We start from the raw sequence: 21,715 nt of genomic DNA on the forward strand, positions 1-21,715 counted from the left end.
CACCGAACCACTGGATACCGATGCAGCCCGGTCGATTTTGCAGAGGCTCTTTAACAGGGATTACCACTTTGTACTGCAACAGTGTCAAGGGAAGTCCGAAGCCGGTCAGAAAGCTGAACTTATCAAGTGGCTGGACATTGAGTCTGCTGATACGCTTGACTGGCAAGCCATTCTAAACTCAGTTAACCACGGCACTGATACCGATACCCTTGATTCACTGATTCCCGAGTCGGCGTGCCTGAACTGGCAGAAAATTGCTGCGGCACTGGCGACCAGTCGCTCATTTTCCGTGATCAGTGGTGGCCCGGGAACCGGCAAAACCACAACCGTTACCCGACTGCTTGCGCTGCTTACAGAGCTGGGCCTGAAACGCCAATCCCCTCCGGACATCAAACTGGTTGCCCCAACGGGTAAGGCAGCAGCCCGTTTAACCGAGTCCATTGGCGGCGCACTGGCAAAAATAAACTGCAGTGACACGGTAAGAGAAAAGATCCCGACTCAAGCCGGAACACTGCACCGTTTACTGGGCGTCATTCCCGGAAAAACCGGTTTCATCCACAATAGAAACAATCGGTTGCACCTGGATATTCTGGTAGTGGATGAAGCCTCCATGATCGACTTGCCACTGATGAGCCACCTGCTGGAAGCACTGCCAGATCATGCCAGGATAATTCTGTTAGGTGACCGTGACCAGCTTTCGTCAGTGGAAGCTGGCAGTGTGCTCGGTGATATCTGTGCAGCTGCCAGCTTTGGTTACTCAAATGAACAAAACAATTTGCTGGAAAGGTTAACTGGACATGATCTTCATAAGATTGATGAGCCTGCCCCGACGAATACAAACCATACGGTTTCAGATAGCCTTTGCCTGCTTCGCAAAAGCTACCGCTTTGACGCCCATTCAGGTATTGGCAGCTTGGCCAAAGCCGTAAACAACAATGATCTTCGATCACTGAAATCGATCTTTACCTCAGGCTTTGACGATATTGAGCGCTTTCCCATCGCCGGGGACTCTGATTATCAACAACTGATACAGCAATCTGTTGAATCTTATCAGCACTACCTGGAACTCATTCGACAGAAAACGGAACCTCACCATATTCTCGATGCCTTTAACCAGTTTCAGGTGTTATGTGCCTTGCGGGAAGGCCCCTATGGTATTTCAGGCCTGAACGAAGCAATACAAAAGGCCCTGCAACAAAAAGGCCTGATTGACGTGACCGGACAGTGGTATGAGGGACGACCCGTCCTGATCACCCGCAATGATCACGGGCTTGGTCTGTACAATGGTGATATCGGGATTACCATCAGAGGCTCTGATGGTCGACTCAGGATCGCTTTTCAGTTGCCCGATAAACAGGTCCGGCAGTTTCTACCCAGCCGACTTCCTGAGCATGAAACCGTGTTCGCCATGACCATTCACAAAAGCCAGGGTTCTGAGTTTGCCGATGTTGTCATGGTGTTACCGGATAAAGACAGCCCCATCATCACCCGTGAGCTTGTCTATACGGGGATTACCCGGGCCAAGTCCAGGCTTACGCTCTTTGCCGAAATGGATATCCTGATCAAAGCTGCAAAGTCACCCACCAAGAGGCAGTCAGGCCTTTATCAGCGGCTGGTTCAATAACAACCAAAACCACAGAGATCACAAAGCCAGAAAAGCAAGAGACAAGCTTTTCATAGAGTTCTTTATGATCTCTGTAGCTCCGTCAAGCCACACTACTTTCAGGCTCCTGCTTATCATCCTCGTTGCCATCATCGTCATCGTTCAGAAGCCCAAGGCACTGGCAAAGTCTTGAAAACAGAATGGCAAAAGCCCCATTTCCGCTGACATTAACAGCGGTACCAAAGGGATCAAAAATCATATAGACGGCGGTAATCAGTCCCAGCATCTCATCTGAGAAGCCCATCAAACTCTGCAATATTGGCCCTACCACAAGAATGACGCCCCCCGGTACAGCCGCTACCGAAAATTTGGCCAGGGCATAGTAAAAGCCAAAGATGGCAAAATCCTGTAGATCAGGCATTGGCATGTCGAAGGTGTTCAGCGTCACCAGCGCCAGAATGGTCAAACCTATCGCACTGCCAATGGTATGAATATTGATTGTTGCAGGAACGATGATTCTTGCCACGATGGGGTTACCAATATTTTGCCCGGTACTGTCAATTAAAACCGGCATACTGGCCGCGCTGGAGATGGTGCTTAGCCCCGTTAACCCTGCCGGAAATACGTTGCCCACATAGTTCAATAAAACCCGAAATGAACATTTTGCTGCTACAAAAAAGTAGATAAAGAGGTAAATCAGCTGCGAAAGAATAACCAGCAACAAAATCGGGCCATAAGCAGAAATAGCCTGGCTCAAAATACCATCAGCATGAAGTTTGAAAGCAAATCCAAGGATAAAGAAAGGAAGTATCGGGATAAAGGTATGCTTCAGAAACCAGCTGGACACATCACTTGCACTATAGAACAGCTCTCTTAGTGGTTGTATATCCAGCAGATTTACCAGCATTCCTGCAATGAACCCCACAATCAAGGCATTCATATTGTTGAAAAGAGGGACCAGTTCAAACACCCAAAGGGTGGCCAGGCCACTGCCATCAGGAGCATCCAGGGTGACAGGCATCGATATCAGCGGCACCATGACACTGCCAATGGTATACCCGGTGAAAATGGCCGTGATATTGGAAGCAAACACCATAATAATCAACATAAGGGTAAACAGCAGAGCATGCTTTCCCATTCTGGCAAGACAGGTGACCACAAAGCTGAACACAATAAACGGAAGAACAAAAACCAGCAGTGACTTAATGGTCAGACTCAGGGAGAAAAAAAATGCCTTAATGTCATAGCTCATCCAGGAGTCAGTAAGAAAAGGGATTAACATCACCACCAAAAGCATGATTGGCAGTTTAACTTTGGCAAGATGCTCAATAATATTCACGAATCTCCGTCCATAGTTATCAGACTGACTGTGATGAAAACATAGACTTTTTTTCTGACTCGTCAAAATGTGTATGAGACAGGCCTCCCCCACTGAAACTTCACAAAACCAGACAACCAGGAACATTCAGTCCACAGCCAGGTGGCAACGGCCGGATTAATCACTTAATCATTAATTCCGGGCGCCGCCCTGGTTGCCATACACAGGTCGGTGTTTTTTCAGCCTCTTTCTCCGATCAACTTGCCGATGCATTGAAGTGATACTTGATAAACATCCATTACACAATGACAATCGCCGCTTACATCAGAAAACAGGCTGGTATTAATCAGGAAAAGTCATGAGCAAGAAAATCTACGTTGCTTACACCGGTGGAACCATTGGTATGCGCCCTTCAGATTCTGGCTATGCGCCGGGGGATAATCTGATGGGGCTGCTGGAAGAGAAGCTTTCTCCTGGTGTTTTGGCCAGCCTGCCAGAGTTCGGACTTTTTGAGTACCCTCAGCTGATTGACTCCAGCAATATCCGTCCGGCTAACTGGCAGCAAATCGCCTCTGATATCGCCAGCCGCTATGAGCAATTTGATGGTTTTGTGGTCCTGCACGGCACCGATACCATGGCTTACTCCTGCAGCATGATCTCTTTTATGCTGCAAAACTTACAGAAGCCGGTCATCTTTACCGGCTCCCAGATTCCGCTTTGTGAAGCCCGAACCGATGGCCTGGAAAACCTGGTTGGCGCCCTGACCATGGCCACTGATGACCGAATTAAAGAGGTTTGCCTGTATTTCAACGGCCGCCTGTTGCGCGGCAACCGTTCCCGTAAACTGAATGCCTATCTCTTTGATGCCTTTGACAGCCCCAACTATCCCTGGCTTGGCCGGGCAGATATCCATGTAGAACTCAATGAAACGCTCCTGTGGCAGCCAAAGGGGGCAGAAAAGTTTCAGCTTGATTGTGATGGCGAAACCCATGTTGGCATTCTCCAGCTTTTCCCGGGCATTAATGCCCGATGGATGGAATCTGCGCTGAATCAACCCATGGATGCCTTTATTCTGCGTACTTATGGCACAGGCAATGGCCCTGATGCTGACCATGCCCTGCTGGACACCTTTGCCAGGGCAACCGCTTCAGGAAAATTGATTGTTAACCTGACCCAGTGTCACCGGGGCACAGTTCACCAGGGTAGCTATGCAGCAGGCTCAGCACTGGCCAAAGCGGGTCTTGTGGGAGGCCTGGATACCACTACCGAAGCCATGTTCTGTAAACTTCATCACCTTTACTCTCTGGGTCTCGGCACCGACGCAGTTAAAGCCATGCTCAGTGTCAGTCTGGCTGGAGAAGTCTCTATCTGATTGCCATTTCTTCTTGTGATAAGGGTATCCAGACCACCCTTATCCTTCCCACCTTTCCAGCTATCTGCCTCTCCTCGAAAATATCAGTGAACCTTTGCCAAAAAATTCTGTCTGTATGGACATTAAATTCAGAATTGCGATGGGTAAGCAAGATAATGCTGACAGCACCTACTCCACAAACTATCACCGAAAGAATGACCGAGCCAAAAGTCTGCTGCGATGGCGGTTTTCTCTGCGGGTTTGATACTGGCGGGGGTTTAGGCCTTTTCACAGGAGTCAAAGTCGCTTCCTGTACTTGCACGAATTTTGTCAAAGACTGTTGATGAGGCAATTAACTCAGTGCGCGACGCAGCATGATTCAATAGCCACACGTGACAGCGCATACATTGCCTGTTGTTTATAAAACCGTTAAGTGGAGTAAATCGCAAAATGCTTAATGAACCCACTGCACAAACCATTACCAGATACGTCACCAGGTCCATCACCGACCCGAAAGCCAACTGTCATAATTGCACAGCCTGCGGGGCCACTGCTGGCCTTGGCCCCGGTAGTTTCCTGGGGACCTCAGTCACCAATTGTAGCGGTGCAAAATGCATGTACTGCTTGCAATATGGAAATGTAGCTGAATGCCACGAATGTACTGTTGCAACAGGGTTCTGTTCTCTAACCACTGTGGCAATAGCAGCTGTCAGTGGATTGGCTTTCGGTGGTGTAGGATATTTGTGCGCGAAACATCTGCAGGGATCATCATGTCTTGCTAATAATGACTCCGAGGAAAACAATTTGCCACCTGATCAGGACGATACACCTGCCAGAGACATTACCGGCACAACAGATCAGGAAACAACAGAACCGGTAACAACAGCCCCGGTTACGGCCACTGGAATGATTGACAAGAAGCCTTTGCCTGACAAGGCTGATTGTGCATCTTCAGACTCAATGGATCCCCTTAACGTTCCACCATCCTACAAAGACCTGTTCCCGGATCCCCCGAATTATGAATAAGCCATGAAATTACTGCGAGACAGTGCCCGCGAATGACACCACCCATATCGCATCAAAAACCTGATTAAGGTTATAATCCCCACCGGTAATACCGGGAATGATCAGAACAATGAGTGTGGGGTAACAGTTTGAAACCGGTCAAAGTAGGTATTTGTGGACTTGGCACTGTCGGTGGCGGCACTTTCAATGTCCTTCAACGTAACGCCAGTAGTATTGCTGCCCGGGCCGGACGTCCCGTGATCATTGGGCAGGTGGGTGCACGCCGGGATAATCCTGACTGTGACACCGGGAACACCAGCGTTACCCGGGATATTTTTGCAGTCGCTCACAACCCTGACATCGATATTCTTGTCGAAACCATCGGTGGCTATGATGTTGCCAAAGAGCTGATTCTGACAGCAATCGAACAGGGAAAACATGTTGTCACGGCCAACAAGGCCCTGATTGCCGAACATGGTAACGAGATCTTCGAGGCTGCCCGGGATAAAAACGTCATCGTCGCCTACGAGGCGGCAGTTGCCGGTGGCATTCCCATCATCAAGTGTCTGAGGGAAGGGCTGGCAGCAAACAGCATCAGCTGGCTGGCGGGTATTATTAATGGCACCGGTAACTACATCCTGACCGAAATGGGCGATCATAACCGCCCTTTTGCAGATGTTCTGAAAGAAGCACAGGCGCTGGGTTATGCAGAGGCAGATCCAACGTTTGATGTCGAAGGTATTGATGCCTGCCACAAGTTGACTATCATGGCTTCCATCGCTTTTGGTATTCCTCTGCAGTTCAACAAAGCCTATACCGAAGGCATCAGCAAAATAACGCCCAGTGACATCCAGTATGCCTCCTCTCTTGGCTTTAGAATCAAACACCTTGGTGTTGCCCGTAAGACAGTCAATGGCATTGAACTGCGGGTTCACCCGACCCTGATTCCTGCCGATCGCCCACTGGCCAACATCAATGGTGTGATGAACTCTGTCGTGGTTCAGGGTGATGCGGTGGGCCAGACCATGTACAGTGGCCCCGGGGCCGGTGCTGAACCCACGGCATCTTCGGTCATTGCTGATATTATCGATATTGCCAGAACCATGAACACTCCAGACGCCGCTGTTAATGCACTGGGCTTCTCAGCGGAAAGCCTGAGCGATACCCTTAATGTACTGCCGATTACTGCGACAGTGTGCAGTTTCTATCTGCGCATCCACGCCGACGATCACCCCGGAGTCATGAATGCCGTCACCCAGGTACTGAGCAACCACGGCATTAATATCGATGCCATTACCCAGAAAGTCACTCGCGAAGATGATGGCTGTGCGGATATTGTTATCCTTACCCACAGTATCCTCGAAGACACTATGAACAAGGCAATTTCTGAACTCGAAGCGCTGGAGGATATTAAATCCCCCATCACCCGAATTCGTGTTGAAACCATGTCTTGAAACCATGTCTTGAAACTATGACCTGAAAATTTAGCCTGAAACTATTCGCCCGCCCGCTTACCCTATTGTCGGTAAGCGGCGATGTCAGAGTAATCTGACACCGTAACAAACAGATATACGGAATTCCCAGTGAAATACATCAGTACCCGAGGACAGGGCCAAACCAAAGATTTCCAGGATATTCTGCTGGCTGGGCTGGCGGATGACGGAGGCCTTTACGTACCAGAAACTCTGCCACAATTCAGCACTGAAACAATACGCTCGCTGAAGGGACTCCCCTATAATCAGCTCGCCTTCGAAATCATCCAGCCTTTTGTCGGTGGCACCATTGCAGACAATAAACTCAGGCAGATGATTGATGACAGTTATGCCGGGTTCAGCCACCAGGCTGTTGCACCTCTGCACCAGCTCAATGCCAACCAGTGGGTTATGGAGCTTTTTCACGGCCCAACGCTGGCCTTCAAGGACTTCGCACTGCAACTGCTCGGTCGCCTGCTGGACCACACGCTGACTGAGCGTGATGAAAAAGCGATAGTATTGGGGGCAACTTCCGGTGATACAGGATCTGCCGCCATCGAAGGCTGTCGCCATAGTGATCGTCTGGACATATTCATCCTTCACCCTTATCAACGGGTATCCGAAGTTCAGCGTCGTCAGATGACGACGGTTCTGGACAGCAATGTTCATAATATCGCCATACAGGGCAACTTTGATGACTGTCAGGATATGGTGAAACAATGTTTCTCAGACCAGTCGTTTCTGCCAGAAAACACCCGCCTCGTGGCGGTTAACTCCATCAACTGGGCCAGAATCATGGCTCAGATCGTCTATTATTTTCACGCGGCCCTGGCCCTTGGTGCGCCGGACCAGCCTGTCAGCTTTGCTGTGCCAACCGGGAATTTTGGTGATATCTTCGCCGGCTATATTGCCCGGGGAATGGGCCTGCCAATAGAGAAACTGATGGTTGCCACTAACAACAACGACATTCTCCACCGTTTCTTCCAGAACAATGACTACCGCAAGGAAGCACTGCACCAGACACTGTCACCCAGTATGGATATCATGGTTTCCAGTAACTTTGAGCGCTTGCTGTTTGATATGCATAACCGTAATGGCGACGCCATGGCAGAATTGATGTCCGGTTTCCAGGAAACGGGCAATATCCGTGTTGATGATGGCCCATGGCAGGCCATCAGGAAACTGTTCGATAGCAGTCGCTCTGATGACCAGCAGGTCTGCGATACGATCAGTGCCCTGTATAAAAACACCGGTTATCTTGCTGACCCCCATACAGCAACCGGTATCCGGACAACAGAAGAGGTTGAGCTGAACCGGAAAACGCCAGTGGTAACCCTGGCAACAGCCCACCCGGTGAAATTCCCTGACGCGATCGTAAAAGCAGGTCTGGACGCACCAGCACTGCCAGCTCATATGGCTGACTTGTTTGAACGGGAAGAGCGTTACGAAATTCTTGAAAACGAACTCTCGTCTCTCAAGGCTTTCATCCAAAGCACCTGAAGCTCAAAACCATCATGTAGACGGCATGATGGTTTCGCCTTCAATCAGTTGTGATCCGGCCGATCCAGAACAGGGAGTGTTCTGGAGACTGTCACCGATGAAACCCAATAAAACCAGCCCTTCCCTACATTCATCCTCTACGTCGGACACTGCAATGCGGGAACCAGAGGGGAACCACCAGGGACGCCGTGTAAAACGGTCCCTTGCCCGGAAGTTCACTCATTGGGCCTCATCATTGAAACTGAACTTCCTGGCAGGAATAGCGTCACTCCAGCGCTCAATAAGGAAAAGTTCTCAAGAAACCCCGCCATTAATGACGGGGCGGTATTGGGAACAAGTGCCTTTACCCAATAATCCGGAACAACTACGAGAGCTGGCTATCGACTCAGCCGTTGCCCAAATCCCGTACAAACTCAACCACGATCCGATCCGTTGCTGGGAAATAGTCAGGGAAGCTGAAAATATTCTGTCCGAGAGTACCGATACCGATAGACCGGAAACATCGCAGCATAAAGTTGAACCCCGTTTTTTCGAAGAGATCCTGAATTGTGCAAAAGAGGGTCGTTGCCCGGAACAAAAAAAGGGTTTGCTTACCCCCGGGCAAAAAGACATGGCAAACAGTGAATACTTCCGGAATATAACCCTGCTGCCCTCCGGCATCATCATAGACCATACCACTGGGCTGATTGCCGTCATGGTGGTTAATCAAGTCACCCACAAAATAACGCTGGTTTTTGGTGGCACCAATTCAGCCAATGGTGCCGGTGATCTCCTTGATGAGAAAGGCCAGGAAATAGGCAAAAAGCCGGGGCGGCTAAGAGCCCAGCTCAAGGCTGACTGGCAGAACCTGACGGGAAAGAAGATCCCGAACTGCTACCTTCAGGCATCAAAACTGGTGGAGCTAATCAAGAGTATGACCCATTCCAAAGCGACATTGAAAACCATGGGGCTTGATGACTCCCTGGGGATGCTGTTTTTAAGCGGACACTCCCTGGGTGGCAGTCTGGCTCAATACAGCGCAGCGAAAAACAAGGTACCGGGTCGAACCTTCAACCCGGTAGCGCTGGGCCGAAAAGTAATGGAGGATCTGACAACAGACGAAAAGGAGCTGGCCAAAAATGGTCTGATTGACAACTATCTGGTTCACCATGACATTGTTAACACACCCTTTGGCTATAAGCGCTGGCATAAACGCCTGACTCCAACCATCCTTGGTCCACGGACCATAATTCATGCCCATAAAGCCACGGGAAAAAATACACTGTATGGCCGTCACAGTCGGTCACATGTGCACTATATGGCAGAACTGAAACGAAAGATAAACGCGATGAAGTAATCCATTACGGTACTTTACATCCTCCCCATTACCGCCCCCACTAACCGGAAACTGTGTTACCCTGACACTCTCTTTCTGTTCATCGCCTGTTATGCCCGTGAATATAATCCGTCGAACCTACGACCTTTCATCCTGTCGCTTCACATCAGACATGGATCCCCTGCTGGCCAGAATTTACAGTGCCCGGGGGGTTAAAACCCAGAATGACCTGCCACGCCAGCTGCAACAGTTAAACGACTATCGGCAATTAAAAGATATCGATAAAGCCGCTGGTATTCTGGCAGAGGCTATTATCAACCAGCAACGCATGCTAATAGTCGGAGACTTCGATTGTGATGGTGCCACCAGCAGTGCCCTGGGTGTTCTGGCCCTGAGAAGCATGGGTGGCCATGCTGAATTCCTGGTACCCAATCGTTTTGAATATGGCTATGGCCTGACTCCTGAAATTGTTGAGGCAGCACTGCCCTTGCAACCGGATGTATTAATCACCGTCGATAATGGCATCTCCAGCCTTGCCGGTGTGCTGGCAGCAAAAAACAGGGGTATGAAAGTTGTGGTTACCGACCACCATCTGGCAGGCCGAGAATTGCCGGAGGCCGATGCGATTGTTAACCCTAATCAGCCAGATTGCCCATTTCCCGGCAAAAATACCGCCGGAGTAGGCGTTATTTTCTACCTGATGTGTGCCTTGAGAACCCTGTTGCGGTCGCGGGGTTATTTCCAGGATAAAGCAGAACCCAACCTGGCCGAACTGCTCGACCTGGTTGCCCTCGGCACAGTGGCCGATGTGGTCAAGCTGGACAGCAATAACCGCATACTGGTATTCCAGGGACTTGCCCGCATCCGCTCCGGCCGTTGCCGACCGGGCATAACAGCACTGATTGATGTATCCGGAAGAAATGCTGAAAAGCTGGTAGCCTCAGACCTCGGCTTTGCCCTGGGGCCAAGACTCAATGCAGCAGGACGTCTGGACGATATGTCTATTGGTATCGAACTGCTGCTTTGTGACGATATGGCCCGGGCAAGGGAGCTGGCCGTTGAGCTGGACGGACTTAACCGAGACCGAAAAGCCATTGAAGGCAGTATGCAGAGCCAGGCCATGGCAGAGCTGGAGAAAATCCGGTTTAACCAGCAAACAGACCTGCCATGGGGCGTCAGTCTGTTTCAGGAAAGCTGGCATCAGGGTGTGGTTGGCATTGTGGCTTCACGGGTGAAGGAGAAACTTAACCGTCCGGTGATCGCTTTTGCCCAAGCCGACAACCCTGAAGGAGAGCCAGAACTGAAAGGCTCTGCCAGGTCGATTCAGGGACTGCATATGCGCGATGCACTGGACAGTATCGCCAGAGATAATCCCGGGCTTATTATTAAATTTGGTGGTCACGCCATGGCAGCGGGGCTATCCATACATAAATCAAAATTCAACGTATTCAAACAGGCTTTTGACCTTGAGGTCAGAAAACTATTGACCGCTGAAGACCTTCAGGCAGAAATGCATACTGACGGTGAACTGATGCCTGGTCAGGTCACCATGGCAACCGCCTATACCCTGCGCGAGGGAGGGCCATGGGGACAAAGTTTTCCTGAACCCTGCTTCGATGGCCAGTTTCAAATTATTCAGCAGAAACTGGTGGGCGAGAAACACCTGAAAATGGTACTCAAGATACCCGGCAGCGAGTTCTGGCTGGATGCCATTGCCTTTAATATTGACAATCGAGTGTGGCCTGACCCCAATATTCGTCAGATCAAGGCCGTCTATAAACTCGATATCAATGAATTCCGTGGTCAGCACAATCTACAGCTGATGGTTGAACATTTTGAACCGGCGTGAAAAATGGTGCGCCACTTTTCACTGGAGAACTTTCGTTCACTGTATTTGCCAGAGTGAATGGTTCTCAGCGATGGAGCGATAGCAAGTATTGAGGCTAACAGTGATCAGACAAAAAATATTACTGCCATTAATGGCTATCATCCCCCTTTGCCTGCTGATTCCGGGCGTGACGCACCCCATGATTACCATGAAAGCGGATCTTGATCGTCAGGCAATGCTGAATGAGGGAAAACAGATCATTCAGCAGCAGAACCTTCATCCTGCCATGGCTGGCCTGGCCAGCCAGTTCCTTGATAGTCTGGAGGTTAAAGGAGCATCCACTGTTTATGAAAAACAACGCTCCATTCTTGGTACCGCTGAAGACCTCTGGAAAAGTGGCTATCCGTTTGTGGCATTACTGATTGTTATCTTCAGCGTGGTGATACCTGTCACAAAACTGGGGTGCCTGTTGCTGGCTAATGTTATGAAGAAAAACCATAAACTGCTCAGGCTGAACAGTTTATTAAGCAAATGGTCCATGGCTGATGTTTTTGCCATGGGTGTACTCATTGCCTTTCTGGCGGCAAATGCCACTAATGCTGGAAATGCCGGTGCTGGAAATGTCGGCTTTTCACCGATTGTGCAATTTGATGCAACACTTCACTCTGGCTTCTACTGGTTCGTGGCTTATTGTCTGGTCAGTAATTTGATGGGACAACTGACAGAAAACAATCGAGAGGCTAGACCAGCCCCATGATTTTCTTTTCAAAAAGTTCCAGCTGCTCAAGCGCTCTTTCTTCACGGAGATCAACAAGCCTGACCCCCAAGCCGAGAAGCCTGACCGGACGGGCTCCCCGCTCCCAGGCTCTTACCATCAGCTGGGTAAAATGTTCCCTGACATTGTCACCAGTTGTCGGCAGGCTTTCCTCAAGTGTGGTCTGGGTAAAATCGGCAAACTTCACCTTGACAACGTGCTTATGCACTTCATATTCCTTTTCAATCCGTTGGTAACGTTCCTGAAGCTCCTCAAGTAAAGGGATAACCTGTACAGTAATGTCTTCAAGTTTCGTCAAATCCTGGTCATAAGTATGTTCTACAGACAGCGATTTCCTGCGCCGACTGGTCTGGACCTCACGATCATCCCGGCCCCGGGAAAGCTCCCACAGCCGTTCACCAAAGCTTCCAAACCAGCGACTTAACTCAAGCATGGAATACTGGCGTAATTGCCCACAGGTATTGATGCCTTTCTTGTGCAGTTTCCCGGCGGTAACCCGCCCTACCCCATGAATTTTTTTCACGGGCAAATCGAAAATAAAATCATCCACCTGTTCCGGTGTGATCACAAAAAGGCCATTGGGCTTATTCCAGTCACTGGCAATTTTGGCCAGAAACTTATTAGTGGCAACGCCGGCAGAGACAGTGACATTCAATTTCTGAAAAATTTTCTGCCGGATTTCCTCGGCAATCAGGGTGGCGCTGCCTCGACAAAGATGGGTTCCTGTGACATCCAGATAAGCCTCATCCAGGGACAAAGGTTCAATGAAATCAGTATATTGCCGAAAAATAGCATGAGCTTCAGAAGACGCTTCACGATAAACAGAAAAGCGGGGGGGAATGATCTTCAGCTCTGGGCAGAGTCTCATTGCTTGCGCTGAAGACATGGCTGAGTGTACTCCAAATCGACGCGCCTCATAATTACAGGTGGCAATCACCCCTCTGCGGTCAGAAGCCCCCCCGACAGCAACGGCCTTCCCTGACAACCTCGGATTATCACGTATTTCAATACTGGCAAAGAAGGCGTCAAAATCGATATGTATGATTTTTCTATGGATCACCTTTTGCTCAAAACTGGTATTACTTTCCATCATGTTCCAATTAGCTCCGGGATAAACCCTGTATATACATACAGAATACTTTTGGCAAGCAATTACTTGCCGGTTAATCAGTTCCCAGACGGCTATCTTTTTGCCACAGAAGAGATCCTTCCGGGTAAGACTGCATCCATTAATTTTCTGTTGTGAAGCTGTGCTCAAAGCGATCGCTCTTTCGATAGTTTTCAACACCGCTTCCTGTAAACGGGATAGCAAGGCACCCTCTGTACCATGCAAATCACAATTTTCAATACGCCCATTATCAGTCAGACCCTTTCTCTATTAGCAAAACTGTTTCTCAAAGTGATGGGCTGGAGCATTCAGGGTAACGCCCCACGACTGGCCAGGTATGTGCTTGTTGGTGCTCCCCACACCAGTAACTGGGACTTTGTCTATGGTATGGCGATTGGCCTTGCCACCGGTGTACAGTGTTACTGGGTAGGCAAACACACCCTGTTCTGGGGGCCATTTAACTGGTTTATGCGCTGGATGGGGGGAATTCCACTGGACCGTAACGGCCGGTGTAAAAGAGAAAGTCTGGTAGAACAGGCGGTCTGTACCTTCAAACAACACAAAAAGCTAGGCCTGGTCATATGCCCTGAAGGTACCCGAGCTCGTGGAGAGCGTTGGCATACAGGTTTCTATCATATGGCAAAAAATGCTGGCATCCCCATTGTGCTGGCTTTTCTGGATTTCAAAGGCAGAACCGGAGGGTTTGGGCCTGTTATTGAGCCCGGGGATGACATCGAAAAAGACCTTTCAGCAATACAAGCATTTTACTCAGGCATTTATGGCAGACACCCGGAACGCTTCAGTCCAGTATCACCATAATTCATAAAACGAAAGTTTCAGAGATAGAAATTTTACTGGCATCTACCAGAGTGGCAATTCGATCGTGCAGGGTTAACGGCGTTCTTTTTATGCCTGCCGCCCAATCATCAAATTTTTGCCATAAATAGTGCTGTGCGCTTAGCTTAACTGAAAAATTTCCCGGACCATCGATAAAACGCTCAACGTTCCTGGCGTTATTGTTTTTAAAGTCATTATAAATAAACGGTGATAGTAAGGTTCCAGCAGCCAGCCCTCCCAGGATGATATAAACAGGCTCCACAACCGCAACCATCAACCCGAAACCCACAACATATCGGCAGGCAAGGTCTGTGACTCGGTTATATATAAAATTACTCAGCTTGTTTGCCGGAGTAATAGTATATTCCAGGAATGACTTGGTATTTTCTCTTCCGGAAAAATAGTCAACAGCTTTCATAAAGGGCGCATAAATACAAAGCCCAAAAGCACCACCCACCAGCGCAGATGGAAGCGCAAAAACAACATGGCCAAAAATACTACCGGCAAGTTGTCCAATCTGAGCGACCGCTATAAGAGAAGACACTGCAACTGTCTTAAGCGTATTCCATACAGGACTCTTTTCCCTGCCTTCTCTTAATTCAACCAGTTTATGGGCCTTTGACTCATAATCGTCAAGATATTCCTGAGTGTATTTGCCCTGATCAACAGCAACTGGAAGAGAAGAGGAACTGACTGAATCAGCCATGTAGAAACCTTATTTCAACAAATATCTACTGTGTAAGACCACTCCGCTAGAGAATAGTTCCATTATATAGTGGGTTTACTTTTACCTTTGTAAATACCAGCATTATTAACGGATTCACAGGTGGTTATTTGATTGACCGATCAAACAGATAATGGCAAGCTCAGAGTATGGACTACACAATAATAATTGCCGATGACCACCCCCTCTTCAGGACTGCTCTCAAATCCTCTGTTGGTCATGCGCTTCAGAACCCGACAATCTGCGAGGCAGGCTCAATTGCTGAACTGCAGTTGCTCCTGGAAAACAATTATTCCCCGGACCTGATTTTACTGGATTTGCATATGCCGGGGGCTCATGGACTGTCCGGATTGATATTTCTCAGAGGACAGTATCCGGATGTACCTGTTGTCATTGTTTCAGCCTCTGATGACCGACAAATCATTCAGAAAACCAAAAATCACGGAGCCAATGGTTTTATTCCAAAGTCCACACCATTGGATGACCTCAAAACAGCCATTTTAAAAGTGCTGGATGGTGAAAACTGGTGGCCGGATAATTTCCAGCCTGCCGATTCCCGGCAAAACAGCGATATGGAAGCCCGGCTGGCGACTCTGACGCCACAGCAATTCAGAGTTCTGGGAATGATCAGTGAGGGCATGTTGAATAAACAGATTGCTTATGACCTTGAGGTATCAGAAGCCACCATTAAGGCCCATGTAACAGCCATTTTCAAAAAACTGGGGGTCAGAAGCAGGACCCAGGCAGTAATTGCCATAAAAGAGTTGGAAATCGAGATGCCTGGTCAGGACACGCATAATCAGGAGAACCCTGGCTAAACGGTCTCTGTCTTGAGTTTTTCAGCTTCATAACGATTCAGGATTGCCCTCATCGCCGCTGGCTTGACGGGCTTTCTCAAGTAGCTGATATTCAGTTCCCGGCACTGCTGCCGCAAGTCATCCTGCTGGTTGGCTGTGACCAGAACAGCTCCTGTTTGATAACCCAGACTCTCACGAATACGTTTAATCAACTCAATACCGTTGAGCTGGTCACCAATCTGGTAATCTACCATCAGCAAATCAGGCTTCATTCCCGCAATCGACTGTATTGCCTCACAATAATTCCGGGCAGAAGCCACCCTGCACCCCCAGCGGGTTAACAGGCCGGTCATACCTTTGATAATGTCCGCCTCATCATCAATACATAGAACGTTCAAACCCATGTCAACTATGTCACCTATGTCAGGACTACCGGAAACAACCCTTTTATCAACAATGTTTCGGGCGACAAGAGGAACGACAACGGAAAAAATTGCCCCTTGTCCCGGGGATGATGACACTGAAATTTTTGCATCGAGAATCTGCGCGATGCCTTTCGCAATGGATAGGCCCAGACCCAGCCCATTGACGGCAGTCGACAAACGCTCAAACTCTGCGAAAATCAGTGCCTGCTTGTCTTGGGGTATCCCCTGCCCGTTGTCCCTTACCTCAATTCTCAGCTGTTGTTTTTTTATAAAACGACAACCAAGCAGCACCTTGCCTGTTCTACCGGCGTTTTCAACATAACGTAACGCATTGGTCAGGAAATTTTGTAAGATTCTTCTCAGGAGAACCGGGTCAGTTTTAATCCAAGTATTGGAACTCGCCACCCTGAATATCAGCCCACCTTCTTTCGACAACAGCGAAAATTCAGACTTCAGGGGATCTAAAACCTGCATTACAGGCATATCGCGAAGGTTTACTGCTACCTTTCCGGCTTCGATTCGCGACATATCCAATAAATCTGTCAACAAATGCTCCGCAGACCTTAACGAGTTGCTGATATTTTGCGCCAACTCTTCATGCACTGTGCCTTTTGCTTCCAGTTCCATGGAGGCAGTAAATAATCGAGCGGCATTCATTGGCTGCATAAGGTCATGACTGATTGCCGCAAAAAAACGTGAGCGCAGATGATTCGCTTTCTCTGCCTGTGACTTGGCACCCAACAGTTGCACGTTTAATAAAGAAAGCTCTTTTGTCCGCTCCTGTACCCGATGCTCCAGGCTCTCATTCACCTCTTTCAAGGCCTGCTCGACCTGACGGAACCCGGTAATATCCGTGAAAGCCATGACAAACCCACCACCAGGCATCGGATTACCCTGAATTTGAATCACCCTGCCATCCTGTCGTCGCCTTTCTGAACGATGAGCCGCCCCATTCCTCATATAGGACAGCCGTTTATTAACGTGATGATCAACATCCCCAGGTCCGCAAAGCCCCTTTAAGGCATTATGGCGAATCATATCTGCGATGGGACGACCTACCTTAATCAGGCCATTAGGGTAGTCAAACAACTGCAGGTACTGCTGGTTCCAGGCAACTAACTCCAGATTACGATCAACAACACTGACCCCCATACTGATGTGCTCAATCGCTCCCTGAAGCAGCTCCCGGTTGAACTGAAACACTTCAGAGGCCTCATCCACCATAGCCTGAACCTCTTCAAGCCCAACATTCCCGTGAACAAGTGACTTCATAACGATACGGGCCGATGATGCACCCAGCGTTCCTGCCAGTAATCGTTCAATCGCTGCCACCAGCTCTGGCTCTGCCTGCTTATTATCATTCAGCGCTGCAAAGAGAAGCCCTCTATCCCCGGATTCAAAACTCTGAATAACGCCAAGTACCCGGTTTTTACTGACAAAGCGGCTGGCCAGCTGCTCAAGCTCTCCTACCGTAATGGCTGCATCCGGAAAAACACCATCTTCCGAAAGGACCGCATCAACAAATTTTCTCGACTGCCTTCTCTCTTCAATACCTGGCCTCAGGTACAGACAGCCACAAAGATAAATTAATGTGTTCAGAGAGAGCGCGACCAGTGTTGCTCCAGTGACCGTACCGGTAACACCAAGACCAAAAAGATTATCCGGCTTAAGCCACTGCTGACCAAAAACTCCGTAGTGAACGACATTGGAGCCCAACCATGAAACATCAACCAGCACAGGTACCACCAGGCAGAAAAGCCAGACCATGAAACCCACTAATAAGCCACCAGCGGCTGCTTTGGCATTGCTTTCCCTGATGTAAAGACTACCCAGCAATACCGGGGCGAGTTGAGCAACGGCCGAAAATGACATTTGACCGATAGAAGCCAGCGAACCGGAGCCTTCCAGAAGTCGATAAACAACCCAGGACATCATCAACAAAATGACTATCGTCGTACGTCTTACCGTCAGCAATAGCCCACTGAACCGGTAGAAGTCATTACTGTCCCTGTCGCTGTGATTATTCCTGCGCAGCAGTAATGGCATTAAAATTTCATTGGATACCATGGTTGTCAAAGCCAGTGTGGCAACAATCACCATGCTGATAGCAGCAGACACGCCCCCCAGAAAAGCCAGCACAGCCATGGGTAAGTTACCCATCAGCTTTGGCAGTTCAATCAAATAGGCATCACCAGGCACATCACTGCCCAACAGTTGATTACCAATCAGCGCCAATGGAATCACGAACAGAGCCAGTAACGACAAATAGGCTGGAAAAAGCCATCGAGCCTTATAGAAATCATCGATACTGCTGTTTTCAACCACCGTGACATGAAACTGTCGAGGCAGGCACAAAATGGCAGTCATGGCCATTACCGTAGGCATGAAAATACTATCAAACCAGCTGAACGGTGCATGCTCACCACCTGGCTCAATGATGTCATCAAGATGAATGTGATCAACAGCAGCCCAAGAAACCCAGCTGCCGACCAACAGGAAAACAGAAAGTTTAACCAGAGACTCAAAGGCTATGGCCGTCATTATCCCATTCTGGTGTTCGGTGGCATCCAGCTTTCGAGTACCAAACATAATGACAAACACGCTCAGGGTTAAGGTAATAGCTAATGCCAGATCTTCACGGGACCATCGCCCAGGCCCAAGACTATCATCCGTTAGCTGGGCAAAACCCATAACAATGGCTTTTAACTGCAGTGCTATATAGGGAAGCACACCAATGACCAGAATGAGGGTCACCAAAATCGCCATAAAGTGAGAACGCCCATGACGGGAGGCGATAAAGTCGGCAATAGAAGTGATGTTCTCCTGCTTACTGACAGTGATCAGCTTAACCAGAAGTTTCCAGAAAAGAACAAAAACCAGGATGGGACCAAGATAGATTGGAATAAACGACCACAGGTTTTCACTGGCCTGCCCCACGGCTCCGAAAAAAGTCCAGGAAGTACAGTAAACAGCCAGCGAAAGGCAGTAAATAAACGACTGCCAGCGTTTCCTAAAAGAAGCCCCCCGATAATCACCAAACCAGGCGGCAAGAAACAGACAGGCAACGTATACGGTTGCAATGAGGGCCAGTATCCATCCAGACATAGCTATTATTCTTATGAGTCATACTTTGGCATCCAGCAGCAGCCAGAGCCGAACTTTCTGTGATTTTCCGCAACGAAATATACACCGGTCCTGATGGATTGTCGCCTCTGATCGTACATCAGTCAGAAACTACCGATATTACTCGAAGTAATGATATGGCTATTCTTTAGCCAAATATCACATCAGATACTTTTGATACAGGTTAAGACCAATGTCTAATACCAGAAATCCCCGTAAATCCTAAACTGAGAACACGTTAATAAATACGCCTATAGTCGTTTTATTGAGCAATCTCTAAACCTGAACAATATAAAAATAAACGCCCTGAGTCATTTTGAACTAAATAACAATAACAAAACCAAGGGAAGTGATATGTCTTACACCTCCGTTTTTCCAGTAAAGCCTGCTGCTCTTGAGAACACTCTGGTTAACAACGATCAGTATCAGGAAATGTATCAGCAATCCATCATTAACCCTGAAGGCTTCTGGCGCGAACACGGTCAACGCATCGACTGGTTCCAGCCTTTCTCCAAAGTGAGAAAAGTCTCATTTGACGACCACTTCGTCAGTATCAACTGGTTTTATGATGGCACCACCAATGCTTCCCACAACTGCCTTGACCGACACCTGGAAGAGAGAGGTGACCAGTCGGCCATTATCTGGGAGCCGGATGATGAAGGTGAAGCAAGAACAGTGACCTACCGGGAGCTGCATGAACTTGTCTGCCACTTTGCCAACGCGTTGAAGAGCCAGGGTGTTCGCAAAGGTGATGTGGTAGCGATCTATATGCCCATGGTCATCGAAGCCACCGTTGCCATGCTGGCCTGCAGCCGTATAGGCGCAATCCATTCCGTAGTGTTTGGTGGATTCTCACCGGAAGCACTGGCAGGAAGAATCATTGACTCCAAAGCAAAGATTGTCGTTACTGCCGATGGAGGTGTTCGGGGCGGTCGGACAGTGCCTCTTAAAAGCAACGTTGATGAAGCTCTGACACACCCCGACACACACACCATTGAAAAAGTCATTGTTCTTAAGCATACAGGCACTGATATTACCTGGCATCGTCATCGTGATGTCTGGTGGCAAGAGCTAACGGCACTCACTTCTCCACACTGCGAAGCCAGAGAGATGAATGCCGAGGATCCACTCTTTATCCTCTATACCTCAGGCTCTACCGGAAAGCCAAAGGGTGTCATGCATACCACAGGTGGCTACCTGGTATATGCTTCCATGACCCATCAATATGTATTTGATTATCAACCCGGCGAAGTATTCTGGTGTAATGCCGACGTTGGCTGGATTACCGGACACTCATACGTTACCTATGGTCCGTTATTGAATGGCGCCACGATTGTGATGCATGAAGGTGTGCCTAACTATCCAGAGACCAATCGCATCAGCAAAATCATCGATAAACACGGCGTGAATATCCTTTACATTGCACCAACGGCAATCCGCGCATTAATGGCTGAGGGTGATGCTGCAGTTAAAGATACTCATCGCAACTCATTGAGACTGTTGGGCTCAGTGGGCGAACCTATTAACCCTGAGGCCTGGAGCTGGTACTACTCAACAATTGGTGAAGCGCGCTGCCCTATCGTCGACACCTGGTGGCAGACAGAAACAGGTGCTGCGATGCTGACACCACTTCCGGGTGCCACGGACCTTAAGCCGGGTTCAGCAACCCGGCCATTCTTTGGGGTACAACCAGCCCTGGTGGATAATATGGGACGGCTTATTCATGGCCCGGGAGAAGGTAACCTTGTTATTCTGGATAGCTGGCCGGGACAAGCCAGAACGGTTTACGGGGATCATGAACGGTTTGTGCAGACCTACTTCTCATCTTTCAAAGGCATGTATACAACAGGTGACGGCGCTCGCAGGGATGATGATGGCTATTACTGGATCACTGGCCGTGTAGATGACGTTATCAATGTTTCGGGCCATCGTATGGGAACGGCGGAAATTGAATCTGCAATGGTTGCCCATCAGCAGGTGGCGGAAGCCGCCGTCGTCGGATTCCCCCATGATATTAAGGGTCAGGGTATCTATGTTTATGTCACGCTCAATAGTGGAATAGACACCAGTGAAGAGTTAAAGAAGAACCTCAAGGACTGGGTCAGAAAAGAGATCGGGCCAATTGCCACTCCGGATATTATTCAGTGGGCTCCAGGTCTTCCCAAAACCCGGTCAGGAAAAATCATGAGGCGAATTCTCCGGAAAATAGCCGCTGACGAGTACGAAAACCTTGGAGACACTTCAACACTGGCAGACCCTGAAGTGGTGAATCAGTTGATCGCCAATAAAGCGGTAGCCAGCTAGTAAATGTCAATTGTCGTGCGGTATTTCTCCCTTACCAATACTGCACGCACTTACCTTCCGCCCGTTCCCGAAGGTAATCCTTGACATTACAACCAGCGTCCCTATAATTCGCCTCTCTTTCGACGCGGGATGGAGCAGTCTGGTAGCTCGTCGGGCTCATAACCCGAAGGTCGTCGGTTCGAATCCGGCTCCCGCAACCATTTTTTAAAGCAGTTGATGTTCTTTTCTTA

15 protein-coding genes and 1 tRNA gene are annotated in these 21,715 nt (G+C 48.9%); 12 read left to right on the forward strand and 4 right to left on the reverse strand.

Annotation, left to right across the window (positions count from 1 at the left end; genetic code table 11):
* A partial coding sequence (gene recD / locus KDK13_RS03545) for an exodeoxyribonuclease V subunit alpha (RefSeq protein WP_257283517.1) occupies positions 1-1,624 on the forward strand: 1,624 nt, incomplete at its 5' end.
* 82 nt (positions 1,625-1,706) lie between these two features.
* Here recD and KDK13_RS03550 read toward each other — a convergent pair.
* Positions 1,707-2,942 carry a dicarboxylate/amino acid:cation symporter gene (locus KDK13_RS03550; RefSeq protein ID WP_257283518.1) on the reverse strand — a complete coding sequence of 412 codons (1,236 nt, stop codon included), beginning with the start codon at positions 2,940-2,942 and terminating at the stop codon, positions 1,707-1,709.
* Positions 2,943-3,279: 337 nt separating this feature from the next.
* Between KDK13_RS03550 and KDK13_RS03555 the strand changes: the two genes are divergently transcribed.
* From KDK13_RS03555 to KDK13_RS03585, 7 genes are all read left to right on the forward strand, one after another.
* A complete protein-coding gene (locus tag KDK13_RS03555) occupies positions 3,280-4,293 on the forward strand; it encodes a type I asparaginase (protein WP_257283520.1) in 1,014 nt (337 codons plus the stop codon).
* 783 nt (positions 4,294-5,076) lie between these two features.
* Positions 5,077-5,298 carry a hypothetical protein gene (locus tag KDK13_RS03560; protein WP_257283521.1) on the forward strand — a complete coding sequence of 74 codons (222 nt, stop codon included), beginning with the start codon at positions 5,077-5,079 and terminating at the stop codon, positions 5,296-5,298.
* Between the two features lie 128 nt (positions 5,299-5,426).
* Entirely contained in the window at positions 5,427-6,731 is a 1,305-nt protein-coding gene (locus KDK13_RS03565) for a homoserine dehydrogenase (protein ID WP_257283523.1), read from the forward strand.
* A gap of 129 nt (positions 6,732-6,860) precedes the next feature.
* Positions 6,861-8,249 (forward strand): threonine synthase, encoded by a 1,389-nt coding sequence (gene thrC, locus KDK13_RS03570; RefSeq protein ID WP_257283524.1) that lies wholly within the window; start codon positions 6,861-6,863, stop codon positions 8,247-8,249.
* Positions 8,250-8,346: 97 nt separating this feature from the next.
* Positions 8,347-9,585: a hypothetical protein gene (locus KDK13_RS03575; protein WP_257283525.1), complete on the forward strand. Its 1,239-nt coding sequence runs from the start codon at positions 8,347-8,349 to the stop codon at positions 9,583-9,585.
* A gap of 91 nt (positions 9,586-9,676) precedes the next feature.
* The gene (gene recJ, locus KDK13_RS03580) at positions 9,677-11,413 is read left to right on the forward strand and encodes a single-stranded-DNA-specific exonuclease RecJ (RefSeq protein WP_257283526.1); all 1,737 of its coding nucleotides are present in this window, start codon (positions 9,677-9,679) and stop codon (positions 11,411-11,413) included.
* Between the two features lie 100 nt (positions 11,414-11,513).
* On the forward strand, positions 11,514-12,149 hold the full coding sequence (locus tag KDK13_RS03585) for a paraquat-inducible protein A (protein WP_257283527.1): 636 nt from the start codon (positions 11,514-11,516) through the stop codon (positions 12,147-12,149).
* Here KDK13_RS03585 and dinB read toward each other — a convergent pair.
* A complete protein-coding gene (dinB, locus tag KDK13_RS03590) occupies positions 12,133-13,260 on the reverse strand; it encodes a DNA polymerase IV (protein ID WP_257283528.1) in 1,128 nt (375 codons plus the stop codon). The two genes, KDK13_RS03585 and dinB, sit on opposite strands and share 17 nt — an antisense overlap.
* A gap of 234 nt (positions 13,261-13,494) precedes the next feature.
* Here dinB and KDK13_RS03595 point away from each other — a divergent pair, with 234 nt between their 5' ends.
* The gene (locus tag KDK13_RS03595; protein ID WP_257283531.1) at positions 13,495-14,094 is read left to right on the forward strand and encodes a lysophospholipid acyltransferase family protein; all 600 of its coding nucleotides are present in this window, start codon (positions 13,495-13,497) and stop codon (positions 14,092-14,094) included.
* Between the two features lies 1 nt (position 14,095).
* On the opposite strand, the gene KDK13_RS03600 is transcribed toward KDK13_RS03595, so the two are convergent.
* Positions 14,096-14,818, reverse strand: a complete 723-nt coding sequence (locus KDK13_RS03600; RefSeq protein ID WP_257283532.1) for a hypothetical protein — start codon at positions 14,816-14,818, stop codon at positions 14,096-14,098.
* Positions 14,819-14,985: 167 nt separating this feature from the next.
* On the opposite strand from KDK13_RS03600, the gene KDK13_RS03605 reads away from it, so the two are divergent.
* Entirely contained in the window at positions 14,986-15,654 is a 669-nt protein-coding gene (locus tag KDK13_RS03605) for a response regulator transcription factor (RefSeq protein WP_257283533.1), read from the forward strand.
* Here the strand turns inward: KDK13_RS03605 and KDK13_RS03610 are convergent.
* Positions 15,651-19,163, reverse strand: a complete 3,513-nt coding sequence (locus KDK13_RS03610) for a PAS-domain containing protein (protein WP_257283534.1) — start codon at positions 19,161-19,163, stop codon at positions 15,651-15,653. The genes KDK13_RS03605 and KDK13_RS03610 overlap by 4 nt on opposite strands.
* A gap of 372 nt (positions 19,164-19,535) precedes the next feature.
* On the opposite strand from KDK13_RS03610, the gene acs reads away from it, so the two are divergent.
* On the forward strand, positions 19,536-21,485 hold the full coding sequence (gene acs, locus KDK13_RS03615; RefSeq protein WP_257283536.1) for an acetate--CoA ligase: 1,950 nt from the start codon (positions 19,536-19,538) through the stop codon (positions 21,483-21,485).
* Between the two features lie 123 nt (positions 21,486-21,608).
* Positions 21,609-21,685 (forward strand) — tRNA-Met (locus KDK13_RS03620).
* Positions 21,686-21,715 lie beyond the last annotated feature (30 nt).

The organism is Endozoicomonas sp. SESOKO1 (assembly GCF_024606265.1).
Classification (GTDB): Bacteria; Pseudomonadota; Gammaproteobacteria; order Pseudomonadales; family Endozoicomonadaceae; genus Endozoicomonas.

What these genes read in the sequence shown, in the direction of transcription:
- KDK13_RS03555 (WP_257283520.1), top strand. Translation starts at nt 3,280, where the DNA reads ATGAGCAAGAAAATCTACGTTGCTTACACCGGTGGAACCATTGGTATG.
- KDK13_RS03575 (WP_257283525.1), top strand. Translation starts at nt 8,347, where the DNA reads ATGAAACCCAATAAAACCAGCCCTTCCCTACATTCATCCTCTACGTCG.
- recJ (WP_257283526.1), top strand. Translation starts at nt 9,677, where the DNA reads ATGCCCGTGAATATAATCCGTCGAACCTACGACCTTTCATCCTGTCGC.
- dinB (WP_257283528.1), bottom strand. Translation starts at nt 13,260, where the DNA reads ATGATGGAAAGTAATACCAGTTTTGAGCAAAAGGTGATCCATAGAAAA.
- KDK13_RS03595 (WP_257283531.1), top strand. Translation starts at nt 13,495, where the DNA reads ATGCAAATCACAATTTTCAATACGCCCATTATCAGTCAGACCCTTTCT.
- KDK13_RS03600 (WP_257283532.1), bottom strand. Translation starts at nt 14,818, where the DNA reads ATGGCTGATTCAGTCAGTTCCTCTTCTCTTCCAGTTGCTGTTGATCAG.
- KDK13_RS03605 (WP_257283533.1), top strand. Translation starts at nt 14,986, where the DNA reads ATGGACTACACAATAATAATTGCCGATGACCACCCCCTCTTCAGGACT.
- KDK13_RS03610 (WP_257283534.1), bottom strand. Translation starts at nt 19,163, where the DNA reads ATGTCTGGATGGATACTGGCCCTCATTGCAACCGTATACGTTGCCTGT.
- acs (WP_257283536.1), top strand. Translation starts at nt 19,536, where the DNA reads ATGTCTTACACCTCCGTTTTTCCAGTAAAGCCTGCTGCTCTTGAGAAC.